The 20108-nt window shown below is 53.5% G+C and carries 15 protein-coding genes and 1 riboswitch; of the genes, 6 read left to right on the top strand and 9 right to left on the bottom strand.

The genetic code is table 11. The features are described from left to right. Nucleotide 1 precedes the first annotated feature (1 nt). From M2108_RS06030 to M2108_RS06015, 4 genes are all read right to left on the bottom strand, one after another. Complete coding sequence (locus M2108_RS06030) at nt 2–1840, bottom strand: sensor histidine kinase (protein ID WP_277467919.1); 1839 nt, start codon at nt 1838–1840, stop codon at nt 2–4. Between the two features lie 163 nt (nt 1841–2003). Further along, entirely contained in the window at nt 2004–3674 is a 1671-nt protein-coding gene (locus M2108_RS06025) for an extracellular solute-binding protein (protein WP_277467920.1), read from the bottom strand. Between the two features lie 24 nt (nt 3675–3698). Then, nucleotides 3699–4583, bottom strand: coding sequence for a carbohydrate ABC transporter permease (locus M2108_RS06020; RefSeq protein WP_277467921.1), 885 nt, complete (start codon nt 4581–4583; stop codon nt 3699–3701). A 15-nt stretch (nt 4584–4598) separates the two neighbouring features. Beyond that, nucleotides 4599–5495 carry an ABC transporter permease gene (locus tag M2108_RS06015; RefSeq protein WP_277467922.1) on the bottom strand — a complete coding sequence of 299 codons (897 nt, stop codon included), beginning with the start codon at nt 5493–5495 and terminating at the stop codon, nt 4599–4601. Nucleotides 5496–5670: 175 nt separating this feature from the next. On the opposite strand from M2108_RS06015, the gene M2108_RS06010 reads away from it, so the two are divergent. After that, nucleotides 5671–6414: a glycoside hydrolase family 16 protein gene (locus M2108_RS06010; protein ID WP_277467923.1), complete on the top strand. Its 744-nt coding sequence runs from the start codon at nt 5671–5673 to the stop codon at nt 6412–6414. Nucleotides 6415–6475: 61 nt separating this feature from the next. On the opposite strand, the gene M2108_RS06005 is transcribed toward M2108_RS06010, so the two are convergent. Continuing rightward, a complete protein-coding gene (locus M2108_RS06005) occupies nt 6476–7732 on the bottom strand; it encodes an acyltransferase family protein (protein ID WP_277467924.1) in 1257 nt (418 codons plus the stop codon). Nucleotides 7733–8049: 317 nt separating this feature from the next. Here M2108_RS06005 and M2108_RS06000 point away from each other — a divergent pair, with 317 nt between their 5' ends. After that, the gene (locus tag M2108_RS06000; RefSeq protein ID WP_277506110.1) at nt 8050–10797 is read left to right on the top strand and encodes a DEAD/DEAH box helicase family protein; all 2748 of its coding nucleotides are present in this window, start codon (nt 8050–8052) and stop codon (nt 10795–10797) included. Nucleotides 10798–10917: 120 nt separating this feature from the next. Here M2108_RS06000 and M2108_RS05995 read toward each other — a convergent pair whose 3' ends face one another. The 4 genes from M2108_RS05995 to M2108_RS05980 all read right to left on the bottom strand — a co-directional run bounded on the left by M2108_RS05995 (nt 10918) and on the right by M2108_RS05980 (nt 14114). Then, nucleotides 10918–11346: an SRPBCC family protein gene (locus tag M2108_RS05995; protein ID WP_277467926.1), complete on the bottom strand. Its 429-nt coding sequence runs from the start codon at nt 11344–11346 to the stop codon at nt 10918–10920. Nucleotides 11347–11419: 73 nt separating this feature from the next. Continuing rightward, on the bottom strand, nt 11420–12376 hold the full coding sequence (locus M2108_RS05990) for a sigma-70 family RNA polymerase sigma factor (protein WP_277467927.1): 957 nt from the start codon (nt 12374–12376) through the stop codon (nt 11420–11422). Between the two features lie 129 nt (nt 12377–12505). After that, nucleotides 12506–12931, bottom strand: coding sequence for a VOC family protein (locus tag M2108_RS05985; protein WP_277467928.1), 426 nt, complete (start codon nt 12929–12931; stop codon nt 12506–12508). Nucleotides 12932–13025: 94 nt separating this feature from the next. Further along, nucleotides 13026–14114, bottom strand: a complete 1089-nt coding sequence (locus M2108_RS05980) for a GntR family transcriptional regulator (protein WP_277468309.1) — start codon at nt 14112–14114, stop codon at nt 13026–13028. 260 nt (nt 14115–14374) lie between these two features. Between M2108_RS05980 and M2108_RS05975 the strand changes: the two genes are divergently transcribed. The 4 genes from M2108_RS05975 (at nt 14375) to M2108_RS05960 (ending at nt 19839) form a co-directional block, all read left to right on the top strand. After that, the gene (locus M2108_RS05975; protein WP_277467929.1) at nt 14375–15988 is read left to right on the top strand and encodes a xylulokinase; all 1614 of its coding nucleotides are present in this window, start codon (nt 14375–14377) and stop codon (nt 15986–15988) included. 1 nt (nt 15989) lies between these two features. Beyond that, nucleotides 15990–16685 (top strand): L-ribulose-5-phosphate 4-epimerase, encoded by a 696-nt coding sequence (locus M2108_RS05970; protein WP_090716196.1) that lies wholly within the window; start codon nt 15990–15992, stop codon nt 16683–16685. Between the two features lie 54 nt (nt 16686–16739). Beyond that, the gene (araA, locus tag M2108_RS05965) at nt 16740–18164 is read left to right on the top strand and encodes an L-arabinose isomerase (protein ID WP_277467930.1); all 1425 of its coding nucleotides are present in this window, start codon (nt 16740–16742) and stop codon (nt 18162–18164) included. Nucleotides 18165–18627: 463 nt separating this feature from the next. Further along, nucleotides 18628–19839, top strand: a complete 1212-nt coding sequence (locus M2108_RS05960; RefSeq protein WP_277467931.1) for an MFS transporter — start codon at nt 18628–18630, stop codon at nt 19837–19839. A 147-nt stretch (nt 19840–19986) separates the two neighbouring features. Then, nucleotides 19987–20066, top strand: a riboswitch (glycine riboswitch). Nucleotides 20067–20108: the final 42 nt, after the last annotated feature.

Raw genomic sequence — 20108 nt, 5'->3', positions numbered from 1 at the left:
TCTACCATCCTCCCAGATTGACTTGCTCCCAAGGCAAACGTATGGTGACACTGGTGTAAGCACCCTGTACACTCTCAATCGAAAGCCCGCTGCCTTTGCCGTAATGCAGCTGCAGCCGTTTATGCACATTTGCCAGGCCCAGCCCGTTGCGGCTGGCGACAATCGGCCGGTCGGACTCATCGGCCATCTCCTCCTGCAGGCGGCTGAGCGTCTGCGGATCAATGCCGGTGCCGTTGTCACGAATCTCAATCAGCAGCATGAAGCTGTTCTCCACGCTTACGTTCATTTCGATCGCTACGCTCCCTCCCGGCGGCGCCGCATGATGCACGGCGTTCTCGACAACGGGCTGCATGCACATTTTGGGAATGGGGTAGCGCAATACCTCGGGCAGAAGGTCGGCCCGAAGCTCAAAGCTTGTGCCCTCCATAAAGTTAATGAAGCGGATATAACTGTGAATGTTGGACAGCTCATCGCCGAGGCTGACAGTATCCCCGCGCCACTGCATGCTGTAGCGCAGCAGAGAGCCCAGCGATACCAGCGCTCCGGCGATGGCCGGCTGCCGCTCTACCTCCGCCCGCATCCGGATCGATTCCAGCGCGTTGTACAGAAAGTGGGAGTTGATCTGTGAATGCAGCGAATGGAGCTGTGCATTTTTGGCGATCAGCTGCTTATCCACCACCTGGGTCATCAGCCGCTGGATTTCGTCCAGCATGCTGTTATAGCTGACAGCGACATAATCAATTTCATCACCGGAATCACTATCGCTAAGTCCGGTATAAATCTTGGCATCCAGCTGTCCCTGACGCACCTTACGCATGGAGGCCAGCACCATCTCCAGCCGGCGGAAGATCCGCCGGGTCATATAGGAGATCATCACCATCATCATCAGCAGGACGCATAGCGTAATAGCCACCACAAGAAAATACCAGTTCCGCGGCCCCTTCATCAGCTCCTGATGGGAGGTGATGTCGACGATATAGGCGTTCAGCGGTGCGATGTACCGGTACAAGGCATAGTAGGTCTGATCGCCGGAAGTGATCTGAACGGGCTCATCATGCTGCAGCACATCCAGCCGGCTGTGGACGCGGGTCAGAATATCGTCCAGCTGCCCGTCTGCCACGAGAGCTGACGCATGTGCGGCATTATATACGCTGCGGGAAGGCTGGCTTCCGTCCATAACGACGGAGAAAAAGCTGCCGTCCCTCTCCTCCAGTAAATCGCTGAAAATCGCGCTATGCCGGGCCCGGATCTCCATAATGGTCGGCCGTTCATTCTGCTTGCCCTGAAGCCGGACCAGTCTATAGTAGGATAAAGTGTGTTCGCCCTCCTGCAGGGAAAATAAGCGGAAAGCCGCCCCGTTCTCCTCGCGCAGCGTCATCCAGTAATCCTGCGGCCAGAACCGGTCATAGCGGTAAATCTCCGGCCATATTTCGTGCAGGCCGGGGTTGTCAACATAGAAGCTGAGCTGGCTGACCAGATCGTAGCTTTGGATGATATTATGCATCTGCTCATACTGGTTCTGCCGGAATTTTACCAGCTGCAGACCGTCAGCCTGCATGTCAGAGTGGATAAAATCCACGAAGCCTTTCTGCGTCAGTGCGGTTGAGGAAGCGTTCTCAAGCATGGTCAGCCGGCTGCGCAGCTGTCCCTCCAGACGGGACACATGACTGTTGCCCTCGGCCATGGCATCCTTATACAGCTGGGCTTCCTGCGTACGGATGAACAGAAAGGATATAACAATGGCCGGTATCGCAATCATCAGGCTGAAGGCCAGAAACAGCTTCTGCGAGATTCGTGAATTGCGGTAAAGCTTCTTAATGGTTGTCTGTACGGCCTTCATTCCCATACCTCCCTATATTTGTAATATACCATGTATTACAAAAATACAGGCAGGTAATCAGCAAAATGCATCTACTCATAAGAGACTCTACAACAGGCGCTGCAAAGGACTCTGTATAAGCAGGCAATACCGGCCGCCCCCGGGCAGCCGGCATCTCCATAAGCTAGTTCGCCATTTTGGTCTTCCGCGCATCCAGCTCAGCCTGGCGGAATTCCACCACCTGCTGGAAGCCGTATTCGTCACGGCGCTCAAGGAAGCTTGCAAATACTTTGTCAAAAGCAGCCTCATCCTTGGCCGTAATCAGCTCCGGCAGCACTTCCTCCCAGTTCTGCGAAATCCGCGACCAGGCTACCGCAACCTCGGAATCGCCCAGAGGGTCAAGGCCCTTATAAATGCCGCTGTCAATATCAGCCTGGCTATTTGCAAAGTCCTCCATCTGCTTGATTACCGGCGCCTTCTCAGGTCTCCACTGGTTCACAATAACCGGGTTACGCATCATCCAGTACGTATCCAGCACGCCATATTGCTTCTCCAGTGTTTCGATATCACTTGCAATCAGGTTAACCATATCCGCCTTCAGCTGAGGTTTGCCGTCCACGGTCTCCCACGTTTCGCCTTCCTTGCCGAGGAACAGATCCTGCTGCCCTTCCTCGCTGGCGAGATAGGTCAGGAAGCGGATCGCCCGTTCCGGGTTTTTGGTCGATTTGCTGATCATCGTGACCATCCAGCCGTCCATGTTGCCGGGGAACAGCTTGGCGCTGTCGCCTTTGCTGTTCTGCGGGCCGTCTACAGCGATGTAGTAGGAATCCGGGTTGGCGCTTGCAGCCAGCAGCGGATTCACGGCAGTCATGCCGGTCCATTCACGGATCATCATGAAATAACGGGCGTTGTTTGTTTTCTCCTCCACCTGCGTATCGGAATCCACCAGGAAGTCCACATTGATCAGACCGCGCTCGTAAGCGGTGCGGAAGGTTTTCAGCCAGGTGAGGTATTCGGGATCGGTTACGCGGTCATACACCTTGCCGTCTTTTTCATGCGGAACAGCGAGCAGATTCTGCAGATATTCAGTCATCCCGTAAGGCACATTCCCCTGGGCAAAAAACGGGCTCATCGGCTGGCCCTTATATTCAGGGTACTTATCCTTCAGCAGCTGTAATGCGCCCAGGAAGCCTTCCGGTGTGCTGAGGTCAGGACTGCCCATTTCCTCATACAGGTCCTTCCGCACCAGGAAGGTCTGATTGGCCGCCGTCATGCCGGTCTCATGCATCAGGTTCGGGCTGTAGGAGTCATTGGGAATCCCATAGGTGTTACCGTTCTCCTGGCGGTACCATTTCAGGGTACCGTCGCCGGCTACTTTGTAGAAGTAAGGATCATACTGGTCGGCCAGCTCATTCAGGGCGAAGACGTGATCGCCTTCCCAAAGCTTTTTGACAGCGGTTTCCCAGGAGCCCATGGAGATGAGGTCAGGCAGCTGGCCGGAGGTCATCATCAGGGTGATATGCTCATTCGCTTCGCCGGAAGGCACTTCAAGCTTGACGTTGACGCCGGTTTTCTCTGTAACGTATTTCGAGGTCAGGCTCTCCCCCCAGGAATGGGCGTACCAGTTGGCCCCGACGAACCAGGTCAGGTCAATCGGGCTTGTGTCCAGCTTCCAGGCCGGCTCGTCGGGATTCAGCTTGGCTTCCTCCTGCGGTGCAGCAGTAGCGTCAGCCGGAGGTGCCGCCGTCGGCGCGCTTTCATTATTGGCGGAATTGCCGCTGCAGGCGGCCAGGGACAGCGAGAGCATCGCGGTCAGCAGCAGGGTCAGACTTCTTTTAACGGATTTATGCTTCATTAGAAGATCATCCTTTCGGTTTGGTTATCCCTTTATTGCGCCGATCATAACCCCTTTGACCAGATAACGCTGAATGAAGGGGTAGAACAGCAGAATCGGCAATGTGGCCACCATCATGGAGGCGAACTTGATCGAGTTGCCGGGCAGCCTTGCCCCGAACTGGGCCATCGCCTGCTGCTGCATGAACGACATGGAGTTTTCGGCGATAATTTTGTACAGGATCGTCTGCAGCGGCAAAATATCCTGCGAACGGATATAAATAACGCCCTGATAATAGTCATTCCAGTGATAGACGGCCGAGAACAGCGAGATGGTAGCGATTACAGCCATACTGTTGGGCAGTACAATCCGGAACAGCACACCATAGTCCGATGCCCCGTCCACCTTGGCCGACTCCTCCAGACTATCAGGAATGGTGCGGAAGAAGCTCATAAAGATCACCATATTGAAAAAGCTGTACATGCCGGGAATGACGAACACCCAGAAGTTATCATAAAGCCCCAGCTTCGTCATCAGAATAAACGTAGGAATGAGTCCGCCTGAAAAAAGCATGGTCACCAGGGCTATCTTCATGTACACCTTGCGTCCGATCAGCGTCGTCTTGCTCAGGCCATAGGCAATAATGGCGGTGAACAGCACATGTGCTGCTGAGCCGATTATGGTGCGCAGGGTGGTGATCAGGAACCCGTTCATCATCGTTTTATCATTAAAAACAACACTGTAGCTGGCCAGCGACAGCTGCTCCGGGAACCAGTTGACGGTGCCCAGCAGCGCCTGCTCCGGCGCGTTAAGCGAGTTAATCAGCACGAACCACATCGGGTACAGCGTGAGAAAGCATACTCCCAGCATCAGCAGGGTGTTGCAGACTTCAAATACACCGATGCTCCTAAAGCCTGTGCGTCCTTTCACCGGTCTGCCCCCTTTCTAGAAGATACTGTCCCCGGTCAGTTTTTTGGATGTCTGATTCGCCATGAACAGCAGCCCCAGCGCCACGATGGAACGGGCAAACAGCACCGCTGTGGAGAAGGAATGCCGTCCTGACACAAGCCCCATGTTGTAAATGTACAGATCGAGGCTTTCCGCCATTTTCATGTTCATATTGTTCTTCAGCATAAAAATCTGTTCAAAATTACTGCCCAGGATACCGCTCACCGCGAGAATGAACAGGATGGCAATCGTCGGACGGATGCTCTGCACGGTAATATGCCACATCCGCTGCCAGCGCCCTGCACCATCAAGCTCTGCAGCTTCATATAGTCCGGGATCAATGCCCGAGATAGCTGCAATGTAGATAATGGCACTCCAGCCCGTTTCCTTCAGCGTATCGGTAAAAAAGGTAATCCACCAGAAATATTTGGCATCACTGTTAAACAGAATTTCACGGTCCTGCAGCCCGATTGCCATCATCAGCTGATTGATCACCCCGCCTTCGCCCAGCCAGTTGAGCGCAATCCCGCCGAAGATCGTCCACGCGATAAAATGCGGCAGGTACGATATAGTCTGCACCGTACGCTTGAAGCGCAGGCTGCGGATTTCATTAAGCAGCAGCGCGAACAGAATCGGAATTGGAAAGCCTAGAATCAGCTTGATACTGCTCATCCCCAGCGTATTGCGGATCGAACGCCAGAACCGGTCATCGCTCACGAAGGCCTCAAAGTGCTTCAGCCCGACAAACGGTGACTCGAGCATGGGCTTCGCGATACTGTAATCCATAAAGGCGATAACGAGCCAGAACATCGGAAGATAACAAAAAATAATCATCCAGACAATGCCCGGAATAACCATGCTTTGCAGCTGCCATTGTCTAAAAAACGCTTTCATTTGTTCCCCCCGGAATCGAAACATGTCTTTTGTCCCTCCCTTCCTTTTCATCGTAAGAAAAAAGGCACAGGAAAAAAAGGCCACTGTTTTTGCCGCCATCCCAATTTTTTGGATTCCGATATCCGTGTTCCGAAATGCAGTATGCTGTGTTTACATGAGAGGAGTGTGCCAAACGATGAGCAAGCTGGTGTGGGAGCAGGATTTTGTAAATGGCGGGGGCGATCTCAGCCTCTGGAACATCCGGACAGGCAATGATCTGCTTGACCTGAATGATAAGCCCGTTTATCCGGGCTGGGGCAATAATGAGCAGCAGTTTTATACAGGCCGTGCTGATAACCTCTACTTTGACGGGCAAGGGCTAAACCTGCGGGCATGCCGTGAAAAAATAGAGCAGGACGGGCGGAGCTTTGGCTACACCTCAGCCCGCCTTGATACAAGGAATCATTTCTCCTTCTGCTACGGAAAATTAGTTATCCGCGCCAAGCTGCCTGTGGGGCAGGGCCTGTGGCCGGCGATCTGGCTGATGCCGCAAGATTATGCCTACGGACCGTGGCCGGCGTCCGGTGAGCTGGACATTCTGGAGGCCAAGGGCCGCCTGCCCCGGCAGATTGCCGGAACGCTGCACTACGGTAAGAATCTGGACAGCAAGGTGGTCGAGGAATTTACCCACGAGCTTGCAGACGGCACGATCAACCAGTTCCGTGATTATGCCCTGGAGTGGAGCGCCGAATCCATCCGCTGGCTGGTGGACGGCCACTGCTTCGCCGAGCGCCGGCTTGAGCCGGGCATGCCGTTCGACCAGCCGTTTTATCTGATCCTCAACCTGGCCTTGGGCGGCTGGTACGACAACAATGCAGCGGTGGATGAGGACAGCCTGCCGGGGGTCATGACGGTGGCGGGGATTTGGCTGTATAAGTAAAAACAAACCCGGCTCTCTCCTTGAGAACCGGGTTTGATCATCTTGCTGTATGTTCGATACCTTATGCAGCTTCAATCGGGGGCGTATCTCTCCGCTTGCGCCGAAAGAACGGTTTGCCCTTCGACCTGTTAATGAATGGCTGCTCTATGACATAATAAGAGAACGTCGCGGCCGCATAGGAGAGGAAGATGACGGATACACTGATGCCGAGCCATCGCCACACGTCCGTGACCCCGGAATAGTGGTAATCCTTCATGCCGTACTTTTCGATTAAGGTAATGAACAGATAGTGCCAGATATACAGACCAAATGACATTTTCGCGGTAAAACGGAACAAGCGGTTATCTAACCAGCGCCCCAATAGCACGCTGAACGGTGCGGACATCAGCACGATTCCAAATAGGATGGCATATGCCGGGAAGTAGTACGGCTGCTGCTGGAAGCTGAAATCGAATTCGCCCTGATGGCGCATTCGCCAGATCAGCAGGCCGGCAAGCGCCAAAGCGGCTGCCGCAACTGCGTCGAACAGCCCGAGCTTGCGCAACCGCTCGATTGCGGCGCCGCGCTGCATGGTCGCGGCTGTCACTCCCGCCGCCAGAATGCCGATAGCAAAGTGGCCGAAGAATCCGACCGGATTATAATTCGGCATCCAGTATTTTGCACCGCCTATTTGACCATATTCCCAGCCCCGGCCGCTCTCGCCTGGTGTAAACCAATGATGTATGAGCGAGTTGACGACAAACACCAATCCGATTGCAGTGAGCCAGAACAAGACCGCCTTGCCGAACGAACGCCGCTGGCCGAGCCGAAACAATACAGCCATAAACAACGGCATAAGCAGGTAGCAAAATACCTCGAAGCTGATCGACCAGAAGGGCCCATTCCATTCGGACGGAAAAAACGTTGTATAGTGGAAACCCGACGTAAACGTGAAGCCCGTTATGATCCGCCGCCATAAGAACCCCATTTCGCTGCCCAGCCTCCATTCGAGCCACAGACACACCAGGAACGCAACATAAAAGCCGGGCATAATTCTTGCCGCGCGGCGCATCGTATACGTTCGGATGCTCGGGTATGCCTCACTGTCCAGGTAAGCGCTCCAGAATGGAAGCGATAACAAAAATCCGCTTAATACGAAAAACAAACTTACTCCGCTGTTCCCAAGCAAGAGAACCGACTGTACTTCTTGAAGCCAAGGGCTTGGAGCGGGCATCGCCAGACGTTGTGACACATGATGCAGGATGACGGACAGGCAGGCAATGGCACGCACGCCATCCGCTCCTGTTAACCGGGTATCGCCTAACCGAATGGTTGTCATCAGCTTCATTTCCTCTTTTCCCTAATCATTTCCCAAAACGGATGGCCGCCCGCATAGTCCACGAAATGGCTTCCCAACACTACCCCTAATTACAGGTGCGCTGTATTCGATTTCAGGTACTCCTATCTTTCCATAAATAATTGGAAAATCCTTCAACCTTTCCGCCTGTTTGTGTCTAACATATGGAAAGTGTATTAGGGACCATACCGACAGGTTTATGTCATGTTAAGGTCCGGCGTATTCATTAGCGCGTATGTTTGTTTAAAAAGATAAGAAACGCACTAAAAGATGACATGAGGGATAGAGAGGAGACATCCATGCAGAATTACCCCATGACTTTTCCTGAGTATATCCAATTTCGTTATCCATGGCGTTCCTATCAGAAGCGGATACTGGACCGGCTGGAGGAGCACATAGAGAGCCGGCGCCTGCACCTTGTCGCCCCGCCCGGATCGGGCAAAACGGTCCTCGGTCTGGAGGTCATGCTTCGCATCAACCGGCCGACGATCATTTTGGCGCCGAACCTGACGATCAAGGAGCAGTGGGCAAGCCGTTTCACGGAGCTGTTTCTGGATACAGACCGGCGCCCGGATTGGCTGTCGACTTCCATCCATCGTCCGGCCATGGTCACGATTACAACTTATCAGGCTGTACATGCCGTTCTGGGCGCCTCCGGGAACGAGAATGACGAGCAGGAGCTGCCGGAAGATGCGGATGATGCCGGGATGGAAGAGGGGGCGGAGAAAGCCGGGATGGAAGAGGGTCCCGACCAGCCGTCAGAGGCGGCAGAGACGATTGAAAAGCTGAACAAGCTGGGGTTCCGCACCGTCATTTTTGACGAAGCCCATCACTTACGCGTGTCCTGGTGGAGAAGCGCCGTCCGGTTGTGCGATATGCTCGAGCAGCCGATCAAACTTGCGCTGACGGCAACGCCGCCCTATGATGTGAACCCGCATGAGTGGCAGCGGTATATCGAGCTGTGCGGACCGATCGATGAGGAGATCAGCGTGCCGGAGCTGGTCCGCCATGGAGAGCTGTGTCCGCATCAGGATTACATTATGCTGACCTCTCCCGAGGGGAAGGAAGCGGACCGGATTCGCGAGTTTCGCGCGCAGGCTGCACGCCTGAGAGACGAGCTCATCCGCGACCGCTTTTTGACGGAGCTGATCGCCGGCCATCCCTGGATCACGGATGCGGAAGCCCATATGGAAGACATTTTGTCTTCTCCGGAGTATTACTCCAGCATGGTCATCTACTTGAAGGCGGCTCAGCAGCCGGTATGGAGCGAAGCCGTCAAGCTGCTCGGGCTGAAGGAGGGCGATGCGCCTGACCTGAGCGACGAGTGGCTTGAGGAGCTGTTGAACGGAGTTTTATTTAAAGATGAAGCCGTGGATTCAGGCCGGCCGGAGCTGAAGGAGCTTCACAGGCGGCTAAGCCAGCTTGGCATGATTGAGCGGCGGAGGCTGTATTTGCGGTCTACGCCGACGCTGTCCAGGATGCTCGTCCACAGCGTATCGAAGCTGAAGCAAATTGGACATATTCTCGATTTTGAACGGTCGGTGCTCGGCAGCGGGCTGCGCATGGTCATCCTGACCGATTACATCCGGAAGGAAGACCTGCCGGAGCATGCGGGAGATGAACGGCCGCTGCAGCGTCTCGGGGTGGTGCCGATTTTTGAGAGCATCCGCAGGCGGCTTAAAGGTAAGGAAACGGACGCGCGCGAGCTGCCCATCGGCGTTCTGACCGGCTCGCTCGTAATCCTGCCTGCCGCAGCAGCGGACCGGGTGCGGGAGACGGCCGGTCAACGCGGAATAACGCTCACCGAGCGGCCTCTTCCTCATGATTCCAGGTACGTGTCGATTGAAGTGCGCGACTCGAATCGTTCGTCCATCGTCGAATGGGTGACGGCGCTTTTTACCGAGGGCGGTATCCGTGTCCTTGTCGGTACGGCGGCGCTGCTGGGCGAAGGCTGGGATGCGCCCGGGATCAACTCCATGATTATGGCTTCCTATGTAGGCTCCTTTATGCTGTCCAATCAGATGCGGGGGCGGGCTATCCGCGCGCAGCGCGGCAATCCGGACAAGACCGGCGCGATCTGGCATTTGGCCTGTGTCGATACGGGGCTTGCGGACGGCGGCGAGGATATGGCCTCCCTTGCCAGACGTTTCCGGTCTTTGGTGGGCTTGTCGATTACGAATGAAACGATAGAATCCGGCATGGACCGTGTAGGACTAACGCAAAGACAGTTATCGGACAGAGATATTGAGCTATACAATGCTCAAACCTTGGAAAGAGCCAGAGAGCGGCATTTGCTCAAGGAGCAGTGGGCCTCGGCGATCGCCCTTAACGGCTCAATGACCGAGGAGCTGAGGACGGACCGGGAGAGCGTTCCCAGACCGGTGGTGTATCCCTATACGATCAAGGCGGTGCTTACGTTTGCGGCTGCGCTGGCTCTGCAATTCTTTGTTGAAGCTATTTCATCGCCCCAGCTCCTTCATTCGGATGCGCCGGGATGGTTCAAAATGAGCATCGCTGCCGTCCTGGCATCCGTCTGTGCCAGTCCCTGGATCTTTAAGGCCGCAACCATGACGCTCAAACACCAGTCGCTGGAACGAAGCATCCGCGAAGCCGGATTAGCCGTATACACGGTTTTGTATGAAATGAAGCTGATCCAGTCCGCTCCGAGCATTCACCTAATCGGAACCCAGGAGGATAAGGGTATGATCGTATGCTGGCTGAGAGACGGGAGCACGCATGAAAAAACGGTGTTCCTGAACGCCATGCAGCAGCTGCTCGATCCGATTGATAATCCCCGTTACCTGATTTATCGTACATCGCGGCGCTGGTTCGGCCGATCCCATGATTATCACGCCATTCCGGAGGAGATCGGACGCCGCAAGGAGCACGCCGAGCGTTTTGCCGCGCTTTGGAGAAAGCATATCGGCCCGGCCATACTTGTGTATACCCGGACTCCCGAGGGCCGTACGAAACTGCTCGAGGCGAGAGTAAAATCCCTGGCATCGCTGTTTATCCGCAAATCCGAGCGGATCAGCGCTTGGCGGTAGCCTGTACAGGACCCAACCATGAGGCATTGAAGCAGCGAATCAGAACTTCCGGGTACAAGGAGACCGGCTGCAAGTGGATTTCAACAAATAAAAAAGGCGCCGCCCTGGCGCCTTTAGTCCTCATGCTGATTGTTCGGTATATGCTTTGAAATGGTCCAAAATCGCCTGCCAGCCGGCCTGCTGCATCTCGGCAGAGTGGGTGCTTTCCAGATCGAACGTTTCGATAACCTCGGTTTCGCTGCCTTTGTCTACGAAAGCAATATCGACGCGTCTCCCATCCCCCATCGTATAACCGATCGCCTCGTGCTGCTTTACCACATCGTAAGTCCCGCCAAAATCGAAGCCCATGCTCCCGTCTTTCGCTTCCATCCTTGTGACAAATGTACCGCCGATCCGCAAATCGTTCTCCGCTTTTGGCGCATGCCAATCCTCTGAAGCCTGATTCCACTTCGTGATATGAACCGGCTCGGTCCAATACGTCCATACTTTCTCTACCGGCGCTTGAATGACAGCCTGTACGGTTACTTTTGCCTTGTTGTTCGTCTCCATGATCGAAGGACACCTCTTTCGTAATGGTTGAAATTTGCTTCTTACCTATATAGACGAAAGCGAGCTTCAAAATTCATCGGTACATCCGCTCCGGCAGGCCGAATCGGGCAAATAAAGGGGTGCTGATAAAGTTTTGGACATGGAGAATGCAGTGCTCCTTGACCTCGAGAACATGAATGCCCCAAGGGACCAGAACCCCAGGTTCCTGGCTCGGCATATACTGCGCCAAGGCGGGATAACCGCCGTTGACCGTAACCGGTATAAATTTGGATCCTTCGCAATGCGGGCGCGTAATCGAAAAAAATCGGGATAAGTCGTCCCTGCCATGAATCCACATCGCAAAAGGGGGCATCGACATGCTGCCTTCCTCATGGAACAAGGCGACCAGTGCCTGGATATCGAATTGTTCAAAGGCAACGATATACCGCGAGAGCAGCTCGCGATCCGGGTGAACCTCCATGGAGCTGAGCTCATCGGACCGGAGCTCTGCCCGGCTCATCGTCTCTCTGGCTCTCTGTAAAGCGCTGTTCACGGCCGCCGGCGAAATGCCTAATGTTTCCGCGATCTCTTTTGCAGACCATTCGAATACATCCTTCAGGATAAGCGCCGCCCGTTGACGCGGAGGCAGCGTCTGCAAGAGTGCAATAAAACAAATCCGCAGCGTATCTTTACGAACGATTTGCTCCTCGGGAGTTTCCGCAAAATCAGGCGTAGGCCAAATCCATGATGAATCGGGCAGCGTCTCGCGCGGTTCCATAATCTGGGCCGCCGGGTCGGAGAAATCAACGGGAAGCATGCGGCGTTTGGCACGCCTCAGCTTGTCCAGGCACAGATTCGAAGCGATACGGTAAATCCATGTTTTCATTGAAGATTCGTGCCGGAACGAGCTCCAGTTCTCCCAGGCCCTAATATAGGTTTCCTGAACAGCATCGTCCGCGTCATCAGCGGACCCAAGCATGCGGTAGCAGAACGATGTTAACTGCGGCTTCAGGTCTTCGAACGTCTGGACGTCAAATGCCGTATCTTTCATTTTGTCCCCCCAAACCGAGATTCCGAAAGGTTGTTCTTTCATTATATGCGATTGGGGATTAGTTGAAAATTGAAGAATTATAAATTGAAAGTAACAAAGAGCCGCCCGTTACCGACGACTCTAATCCAATCAATTGTACGGCAACTCTGTAAACACCTGAAAAGTGACCCCGAATTTATCTGTCACATCGCCAAACCCCGGGCTGAACGCTTCCTCTTGAAAGGGTAAATTGACCTGGCCTTCTTGCTGCAGGACTTCAAATATCCGCCTCGATTGTTCTACGTCGTTCGTCGTAATGCAGATCGTTACCCGCTTCCCTTCCCCCGGCGACGAACCGCTGGGCGAATCGGAAAACATTAGCTCCGCTTCACCGATTTTTAATTTGGCATGCGCGACAAGGGCTTTCAGATCCTCCGTAAACGTACTGGGCATATCCGGCATCTCGCCGTAAGTCGTTACGTGGATAACCTCAGCACCGAGCGCTTGTTCATAAAACCGGATAGCTTCCTGCGTACGTCCCTCCAACGTGATATAAGGGGTAAGCTTGACTGTCATTGTGGTTCCTCCTTGGGATTCGGATCGATTTGAGTGGTTCATAAGGTTAGACGATCCGGGCGGGGAAAAATCATCGGTGCATACAGTAATAGGGTCAGGATTCCAGCTCCCGCACCGTCTCCCCCGTAACCAGTACCGGCTGATAGTAGGTGCTGTTCCGCAAATCCTTCTTGCCCTGCAGCTTCTTGATTACCCATTCAGCGGCGTCGCGGCCCATCTGCTCCTGCGGGTGGGTCAGGGTGGTCAGCTTGATGCTCGCGTTCTTGGCAATGTAGGAATTGTCCTGGCCGATGATCGACAGGTCCTCCGGGACGGAGATGTCCAGCTGGCGGCATACATTTACTGCCTCAAGCCCGACTTCGTCGTTGTAGCAGACGATGGCTGTCAGCATGTCCCTATTTTCGCTCAGGAATGTCTTGAGGCTAGTGGACAGCTCCTGCTTCGTTTCGGTATCGAAGGACAGCACCTGCTCCGGGTGGAAGCGCAGTTTGGCTTCGCCGAGCGCCTTAATATATCCCTTCATCCGGTATTTGCCCTGCAGGTCATCCATCTTGGCAATGATGCCGATCTGGGTATGGCCCTTGGAGATCAGCTCCTTGGTCGCAAGATAACTGGACTGCACATCATCGAGGCAAAAGAACGGCACCTCCAGCTCCTCATAATACGCGTTGATCATAATGAACGGCACGTCCTGCTCCTTGAAGGACAGGTAGTAGGCGATGTTGGGGTTGTACAGGTTACTCTTGGTCGGCTCCACAATCAAGCCATCGACCCCGAAGGACAGCATCATCTCTAGCGCCTTTTTCTCCTGGGCCACATCATTGTTGGTGCTTGCCAGCAGCAGCGAATAATTATCCTCATTCAGCCGCCCCTCAATCCCGCGGATAATGGACGGAAAGATGTAATCCGAGATGTAAGTGGTAATAACCCCGATCGTCCGCTTGCTGGAGCCGCCTGCCGCTTTGGAGCGGAACTGGCTGCTGACATAGGTGCCGGAACCCTTTTCGCTGCGTAAAAAACCCTCATTGGACAGCTCCAGAATCGCCTTGCGCACCGTCTGCCGGCTGACATTATAAGTCTCCTGCAAGGCCAGCTCTGTAGGAATCTGCTCCCCCACACTGTAGGCTCCTGATAGAATATTGCTTTTTATATCATCAAAAATAATCTGGTATTTTGTCTTCATCGGACTCACTTCTTTCATGGTAGTTCAGAACGGAATGTACTGCCTGTGTAAAAGTTGTACGTACATATTGTAACACAGTTATTAGCTTATTATAGTCTATGAGCGCATATGTATAAAGATAAACTAAATTTGTATGTATATCTTACAAGTTATATTGACAAATGTACGAACAAAAAATATACTGGAGCTGTTAAAGGGAAGCGCCTTCTTTTTATTATTGCAATTATAATCAGGTTGGCTTAGGGAGGAGTAACGTGGGCATGGATCAGAACATCAGGCAAGCGATACTTGAGGGAGGAACCTCACTGGGTATCGAATTTGGGTCCACACGTATCAAGGCGGTACTGATTGACCGGAAGTTTGAGACAGTTGCTTCCGGCAGCTATGAGTGGGAGAACCAGCTGGTTGACGGATATTGGACGTACCATTTAAATGACATCATCAAGGGCCTGCAGACTGCCTACAGTGAATTGAAGCATGAGGTACAGCAGAAATACGAAGTCACCCTGAGCAAGGTGGGGTCGATCGGATTCTCGGCCATGATGCACGGATATATGGCTTTTGACAGCAAGGGAGAGCTGCTGGTTCCGTTCCGGACTTGGCGTAATGCGACAACCGGAGCTGCGGCCAAGGAGCTGACTGAAGAGTTTCAGTTCAACATCCCTGAGCGGTGGAGCATTGCCCATCTGTATCAGGCGATTCTTAACAAGGAAGAACATGTGCCGAACATTGATTTTATAACGACGCTGGGCGGATATATTCACTGGCTGCTGACCGGAACGAAAGCGATCGGCATCGGCGACGCTTCGGGGATTTTCCCGATCGATGAGTCGGCACAGGATTACAATCCGGCGATGGTCAAGCAGTTCGACGAGCTGACTGCAGCCAAAGGTTACTCTTTGAAGCTGGGTGAGCTTTTGCCAAAAGTGTATCATGCAGGCGAGCAGGCAGGAGTGTTAACTGAAGAAGGGGCTAAGCTCCTGGACGTATCCGGGGACTTGCAGGCAGGCATTCCGCTGTGCCCTCCAGAGGGTGATGCCGGCACAGGCATGGTTGCTACGAATAGTGTAAGAAAACGCACCGGTAACATCTCGGTAGGTACCTCCGTATTTGCGATGATCGTGCTTGAGAACGATCTGTCCGCTGTATATCCGGAGATTGATATGGTTACTACGCCGGACGGCAGCCCGGTAGGAATGGTGCATGCGAATAACTGCTCCAGTGACATCAATGCATGGGTCGGCCTGTTCCGCGAGTTTGCGGAGGCTATGGGCATCCAGGCGGATTCCGGCAAGCTGTTCAGCGTGCTGTTTGGCAAGGCGCTTGAGGCGGATGCCGACGGCGGCGGTCTGCTGAGCTACGGTTATTTTTCCGGGGAAAATATTACAGGCATCGAGAAGGGACGCCCGCTGTTCGTCCGCTCGCCGGAGAGCCGCTTCAATCTGGCTAACTTTATGCGTACGCACCTCTTTACCGCTTTTGCCGCGCTGAAGATCGGGATGGATATCCTCACCAAGAAGGAGAATGTCGCAATCGACAGCATTCTGGCGCATGGCGGCTTATTTAAAACCCCTGTGGTCGGTCAAAAGATCGTGGCTGCCTCGATGAACGTACCTGTCTCCGTAATGGCAACAGCCAGCGAGGGCGGGGCCTGGGGGATGGCGATTCTGGCTGCGTTCATGCAGAACAGGGAGCAGCAGGAGCGTCTGGACGATTTTCTCGATAACAAGGTATTTAAGGATACGGAAGGACAAGTTATTCATCCGGATGCAGCTGACGTCAAGGGCTTTGAGCTCTTTATGGAGCGGTATGTGAGTGGCCTTGCGATTGAGCAGGCTGCTGTAGATCATCTGGTAGAGAACGGGAGGGGTTAATGTGTTAGAGCAATTGAAGGAAGAGGTATTCCAGGCCAATCTGGATCTGCCCAAGCAAGGACTTATCAAGTACACCTGGGGCAATGTGAGCGCAGTGGACCGTGAGAGCGGCCTGTTCGTCATCAAACCAAGCGGAGTCAGCTATGAGAAAATGAAAGCCAGCGATATGGTCGTTGTCGACTTTGACGGTAACGTTGTTGAGGGTGATCTTAGACCTTCCTCAGATACACCGACTCACGCTGTGCTGTATAAGCATTACAAGGAAATCGGCGGCATTGTGCATACGCATTCCATGTGGGCCACCGTCTGGGCGCAGGCAGGGCTTGATGTTCCGGTTATGGGAACAACGCATGCTGATACCTTCTACGGCGCTGTACCTTGTACCCGGTTCCTCACACAAGAGGAAATTGACCGCGGGTATGAAGCTGAAACAGGGCATGTGATCATCGAGACGTTTGAGCAGCGGGGCATTGATATTATGGCGGTTCCCGGTGTACTGCTGAAGGGTCATGGACCATTCACCTGGGGCAAAGATGCCCATTCCGCAGTCATGAACAGTGTGGTGCTGGAGGAAGTGGCCAAGATGAATCATTTCGCGCGCGAGCTGAACCATTTTGCCGAGGAGCTGCCGCAGCGGATTCTGGATAAGCACTATCTGCGCAAGCACGGCAAGGATGCTTACTACGGCCAGAAATAATATGGGGTACGGATTAACCTACTATCACAATTTAAGAGAAGAGGATGAATATAAATGACAACAGTTAGTGACAAGCAGTTCTGGTTCGTTGTTGGATCGCAGCATCTGTACGGCGAAGAAGCGCTCGGAGAAGTTAAAGCCCACGCGCAGGAAATGGCCGATGCACTGAATAACAGCGGCGTTCTGCCTTACCCGCTTGTATTGCAGGATCTGGCAGTCAGCGCGGACAAAATCACTACTATCATGAAGGAAGTCAACTACCGTGACGAGGTTGCCGGTGTAATTACCTGGATGCACACCTTCTCCCCGGCCAAAATGTGGATCCGCGGCACCAAGCTGCTGCAGAAGCCTCTGCTTCACCTGGCTACCCAGTACAATGAGAGCATTCCTTGGGCAACGATCGACATGGATTTCATGAACCTTAACCAGGCTGCCCACGGTGACCGTGAGTATGGCTTCATCAATGCCCGCCTGAACAAACAGAACAAAGTGGTTGTAGGCTACTGGCAGCGCCCTAATGTACAGAAGCAAATTGCCGAGTGGATGGACGTAGCGGTTGCTTACAACGAGAGCTTCAACATCAAGGTTGCCCGTTTCGGCGACAACATGCGTAATGTAGGGGTTACTGAGGGCGATAAAGTAGAAGCTCAGATCCAGTTCGGCTGGACTGTTGATTACTTCGGAATCGGCGACCTTGTAGCCTATGTTAACGAAGTAACGGAAGAAGAGATCAATGCCCTGTTCGCTGAATATGCGGAGCAGTACGATTTCGATTACGGCAACTACAGCAAGGAAGCATGGGAAGCGAGCGTTAAGGTTCAGGCCAGCTATGAAATCGCCCTGAAGCGTTTCCTTGATAACGGCGGCTATAATGCCTTCACCTCCAACTTCGAAGACCTGCACGGCATGAAGCAGCTTCCGGGTCTGGCCGTACAACGCCTGATGGCTCAAGGCTACGGCTTCGCCGGCGAAGGCGACTGGAAGACGGCTGCCCTTGACCGCCTGCTGAAGGTAATGGCGCACAACGTGAACACCGGCTTCATGGAAGATTACACATATGAGATGGCAGAAGGCAAGGAAGCGATTCTGCAGTCCCACATGCTTGAGGTTGATCCAAGCCTGGCAAGCAACAAGCCGAAGGTGCTTGTATCACCGCTCGGTATCGGCGACCGCGAAGATCCGGCCCGTCTCGTATTTGACGGCAAAGCCGGCGAAGGCGTTGTTGTATCGATGGCTGACTTCGGCACCCACTACAAGCTGCTGATCAATGAAGTAGAAGCGTTTGAGCCAGAGGTTGCTGCTCCTAACCTTCCGGTAGCGCGTGTACTGTGGAAAGTGAAGCCTAACTTCCAGGACGGAGTGAAGGCCTGGATCGAGAACGGCGGCGGTCACCACACGGTGGTTTCCCTGAACCTGACTACTGACCAGATCGTTAGCTATGCTAAAATGGTAGGACTGGAATATGTAATCATCAAATAATGGAATAATAGTGTGAAGCGGGTAAGCGGTGGCTTACCCGCTTTTAATTTTTATTGGTATTAAAGAATAAAGTTTTCGCAGCCCCGCAAAGTCCCAAGGCCAGCATCGATGCAAGCCGCGCTTTGAGGTTATTTTTGGTTTGACAGCTTTTACTGCCGATGGTAAGATACGGCTAATTAGCGTAAGGAGGGTTGCGGACTATGATTTATTTCATACGTTTAAGATGAGTACCCAGAGGAGCTTGTTTCACCGGTAAGGTGGGCTTTTTTGAGATGCTTGTTTTATTACGTATGGGACATAGACCGCGAACCGCACGGTTATCCGGCAATGCCTTATTTGGCTATGCCTAGTTCTGACACGTCAAGCAAGCAGACTCAAGCCCACTGGACTTGGGTCTGTTTTTTTTACGGGAGATTTTAGTGTGCGAAACGAAATAACTCAACTTATTAAGGGGGCATAACTTATGCACTGGAAAAGGACATTCGCCTTCATCTTCAGCGGTCAGATCTTCTCGATTCTGACTTCATCGATGGTGCAGTTCTCGATTATCTGGCACCTGACGGAAACCACCGGGTCAGCCTCGGTACTGATGATTGCCGGACTCGTAGGCTTCCTGCCGCAAGCGATTCTAGGGCCGTTCATCGGCGTGTGGCTGGACCGCTGGAACCGCAAGCTGACCATGATTATCTCCGACAGCATGATTGCTGTCACCAGCCTGATCCTGGGCGCTTATTACCTGTGGGGCGACCCGAGCCTGTGGGTCGTATATGTCGTGCTGTTCATCCGCTCCGTGGCCTCCTCGTTCCACGCGCCGTCGTTCCAGGCTGCTGTCCCGCTGATTGCCCCGGAGGATCAGCTGACCCGGGTAGCGGGCTGGCAGCAGATGGTCTTCTCAGCTTCCAGTATACTGGGACCCGCGCTGGGGATTGCCGTATACTCGGCTACATCGCTGGGAACAGTGCTGCTGCTTGATGTGGCGGGTGCACTGATCGCCAACGTCATGCTGCTGATGGTGAAGATTCATCAGCCGAAGCCGGAGGTGGTGCAGGCACCGTCTTTCCGGCAGGAGTTCATTCTCGGCTGGCGGACCTTTGTTTCCGCCAAGCCGATTGTATTTATTACAATAGCCATGGCCGGCTTCAGTGTTGTCTTTATGCCACTGGCCATGCTGTTCCCGCTGATGACGCTGGAGCATTTCGGCCGGGGCGGATACAGCGCGAGTGTAATAGAGGCGGTATTCGGCTTCGGCATGATCGCCGGCGGCGTGCTGCTGTCGGTATTGTCCTCCAAATGGCGCGACTCCACCTATATGAGCGTCAGCCTTGTTATTATCGGCCTGACCTGCCTGCTAAGCGGAGTTGTCGGCAGCGGAGCCTTCGTAGCCTTTGCCGTACTGTCGTTCTTCATGGGTGCTGCTGCCCCGCTGTTCAACGGGCCCTATATGGCCATGATCCAGAAGGCTTACGAGCCGGAAACGTTAGGGCGTGTCATTTCGCTCGTTTCCAGCATTGGCATGCTGTCTTCTCCCATCGGGCTGGCCCTGGCCGGGCCGGTTGCCGACCGGTATGGAGTCCAAGTGTGGTTCTTCTGGTCGGGCATCGTTGTAGCGCTGATCGGTATCATTGTTTTTCTCAAGTTTTACGGAAAGGCCGAGGAGGAGCAGGTACAGGGTTAGGCGAACGTAAGTATAAAATTGCAATGAGACTTTTTTCACAGCTCTAATACTCACATCGCGAGTAATATGTTAGAATATTAAAATGCATTAACGCTTCACCAACTTAATATGCTACAGGCTATGAATGCTATGGATCACACTATAGCAGGAGCAGCTTCTGGAGAGACTGCGGGCTACCGCAGCGCCGAAGGGTTCACAATCTCAGGCAAAAGGACAGAAGAGTACTGAATATTTATCTGCCTTGCGGGCTGCTGCCCGCAGGGCGGATA

Origin of the sequence: Paenibacillus sp. PastM-3 (genome assembly GCF_029893965.1) — a bacterium.
Classification (GTDB): Bacteria; Bacillota; Bacilli; order Paenibacillales; family Paenibacillaceae; genus Paenibacillus_AQ.
Note: the sequence above shows the minus strand (reverse complement) of the source record. Positions and strands in the feature narration are given on the sequence as shown.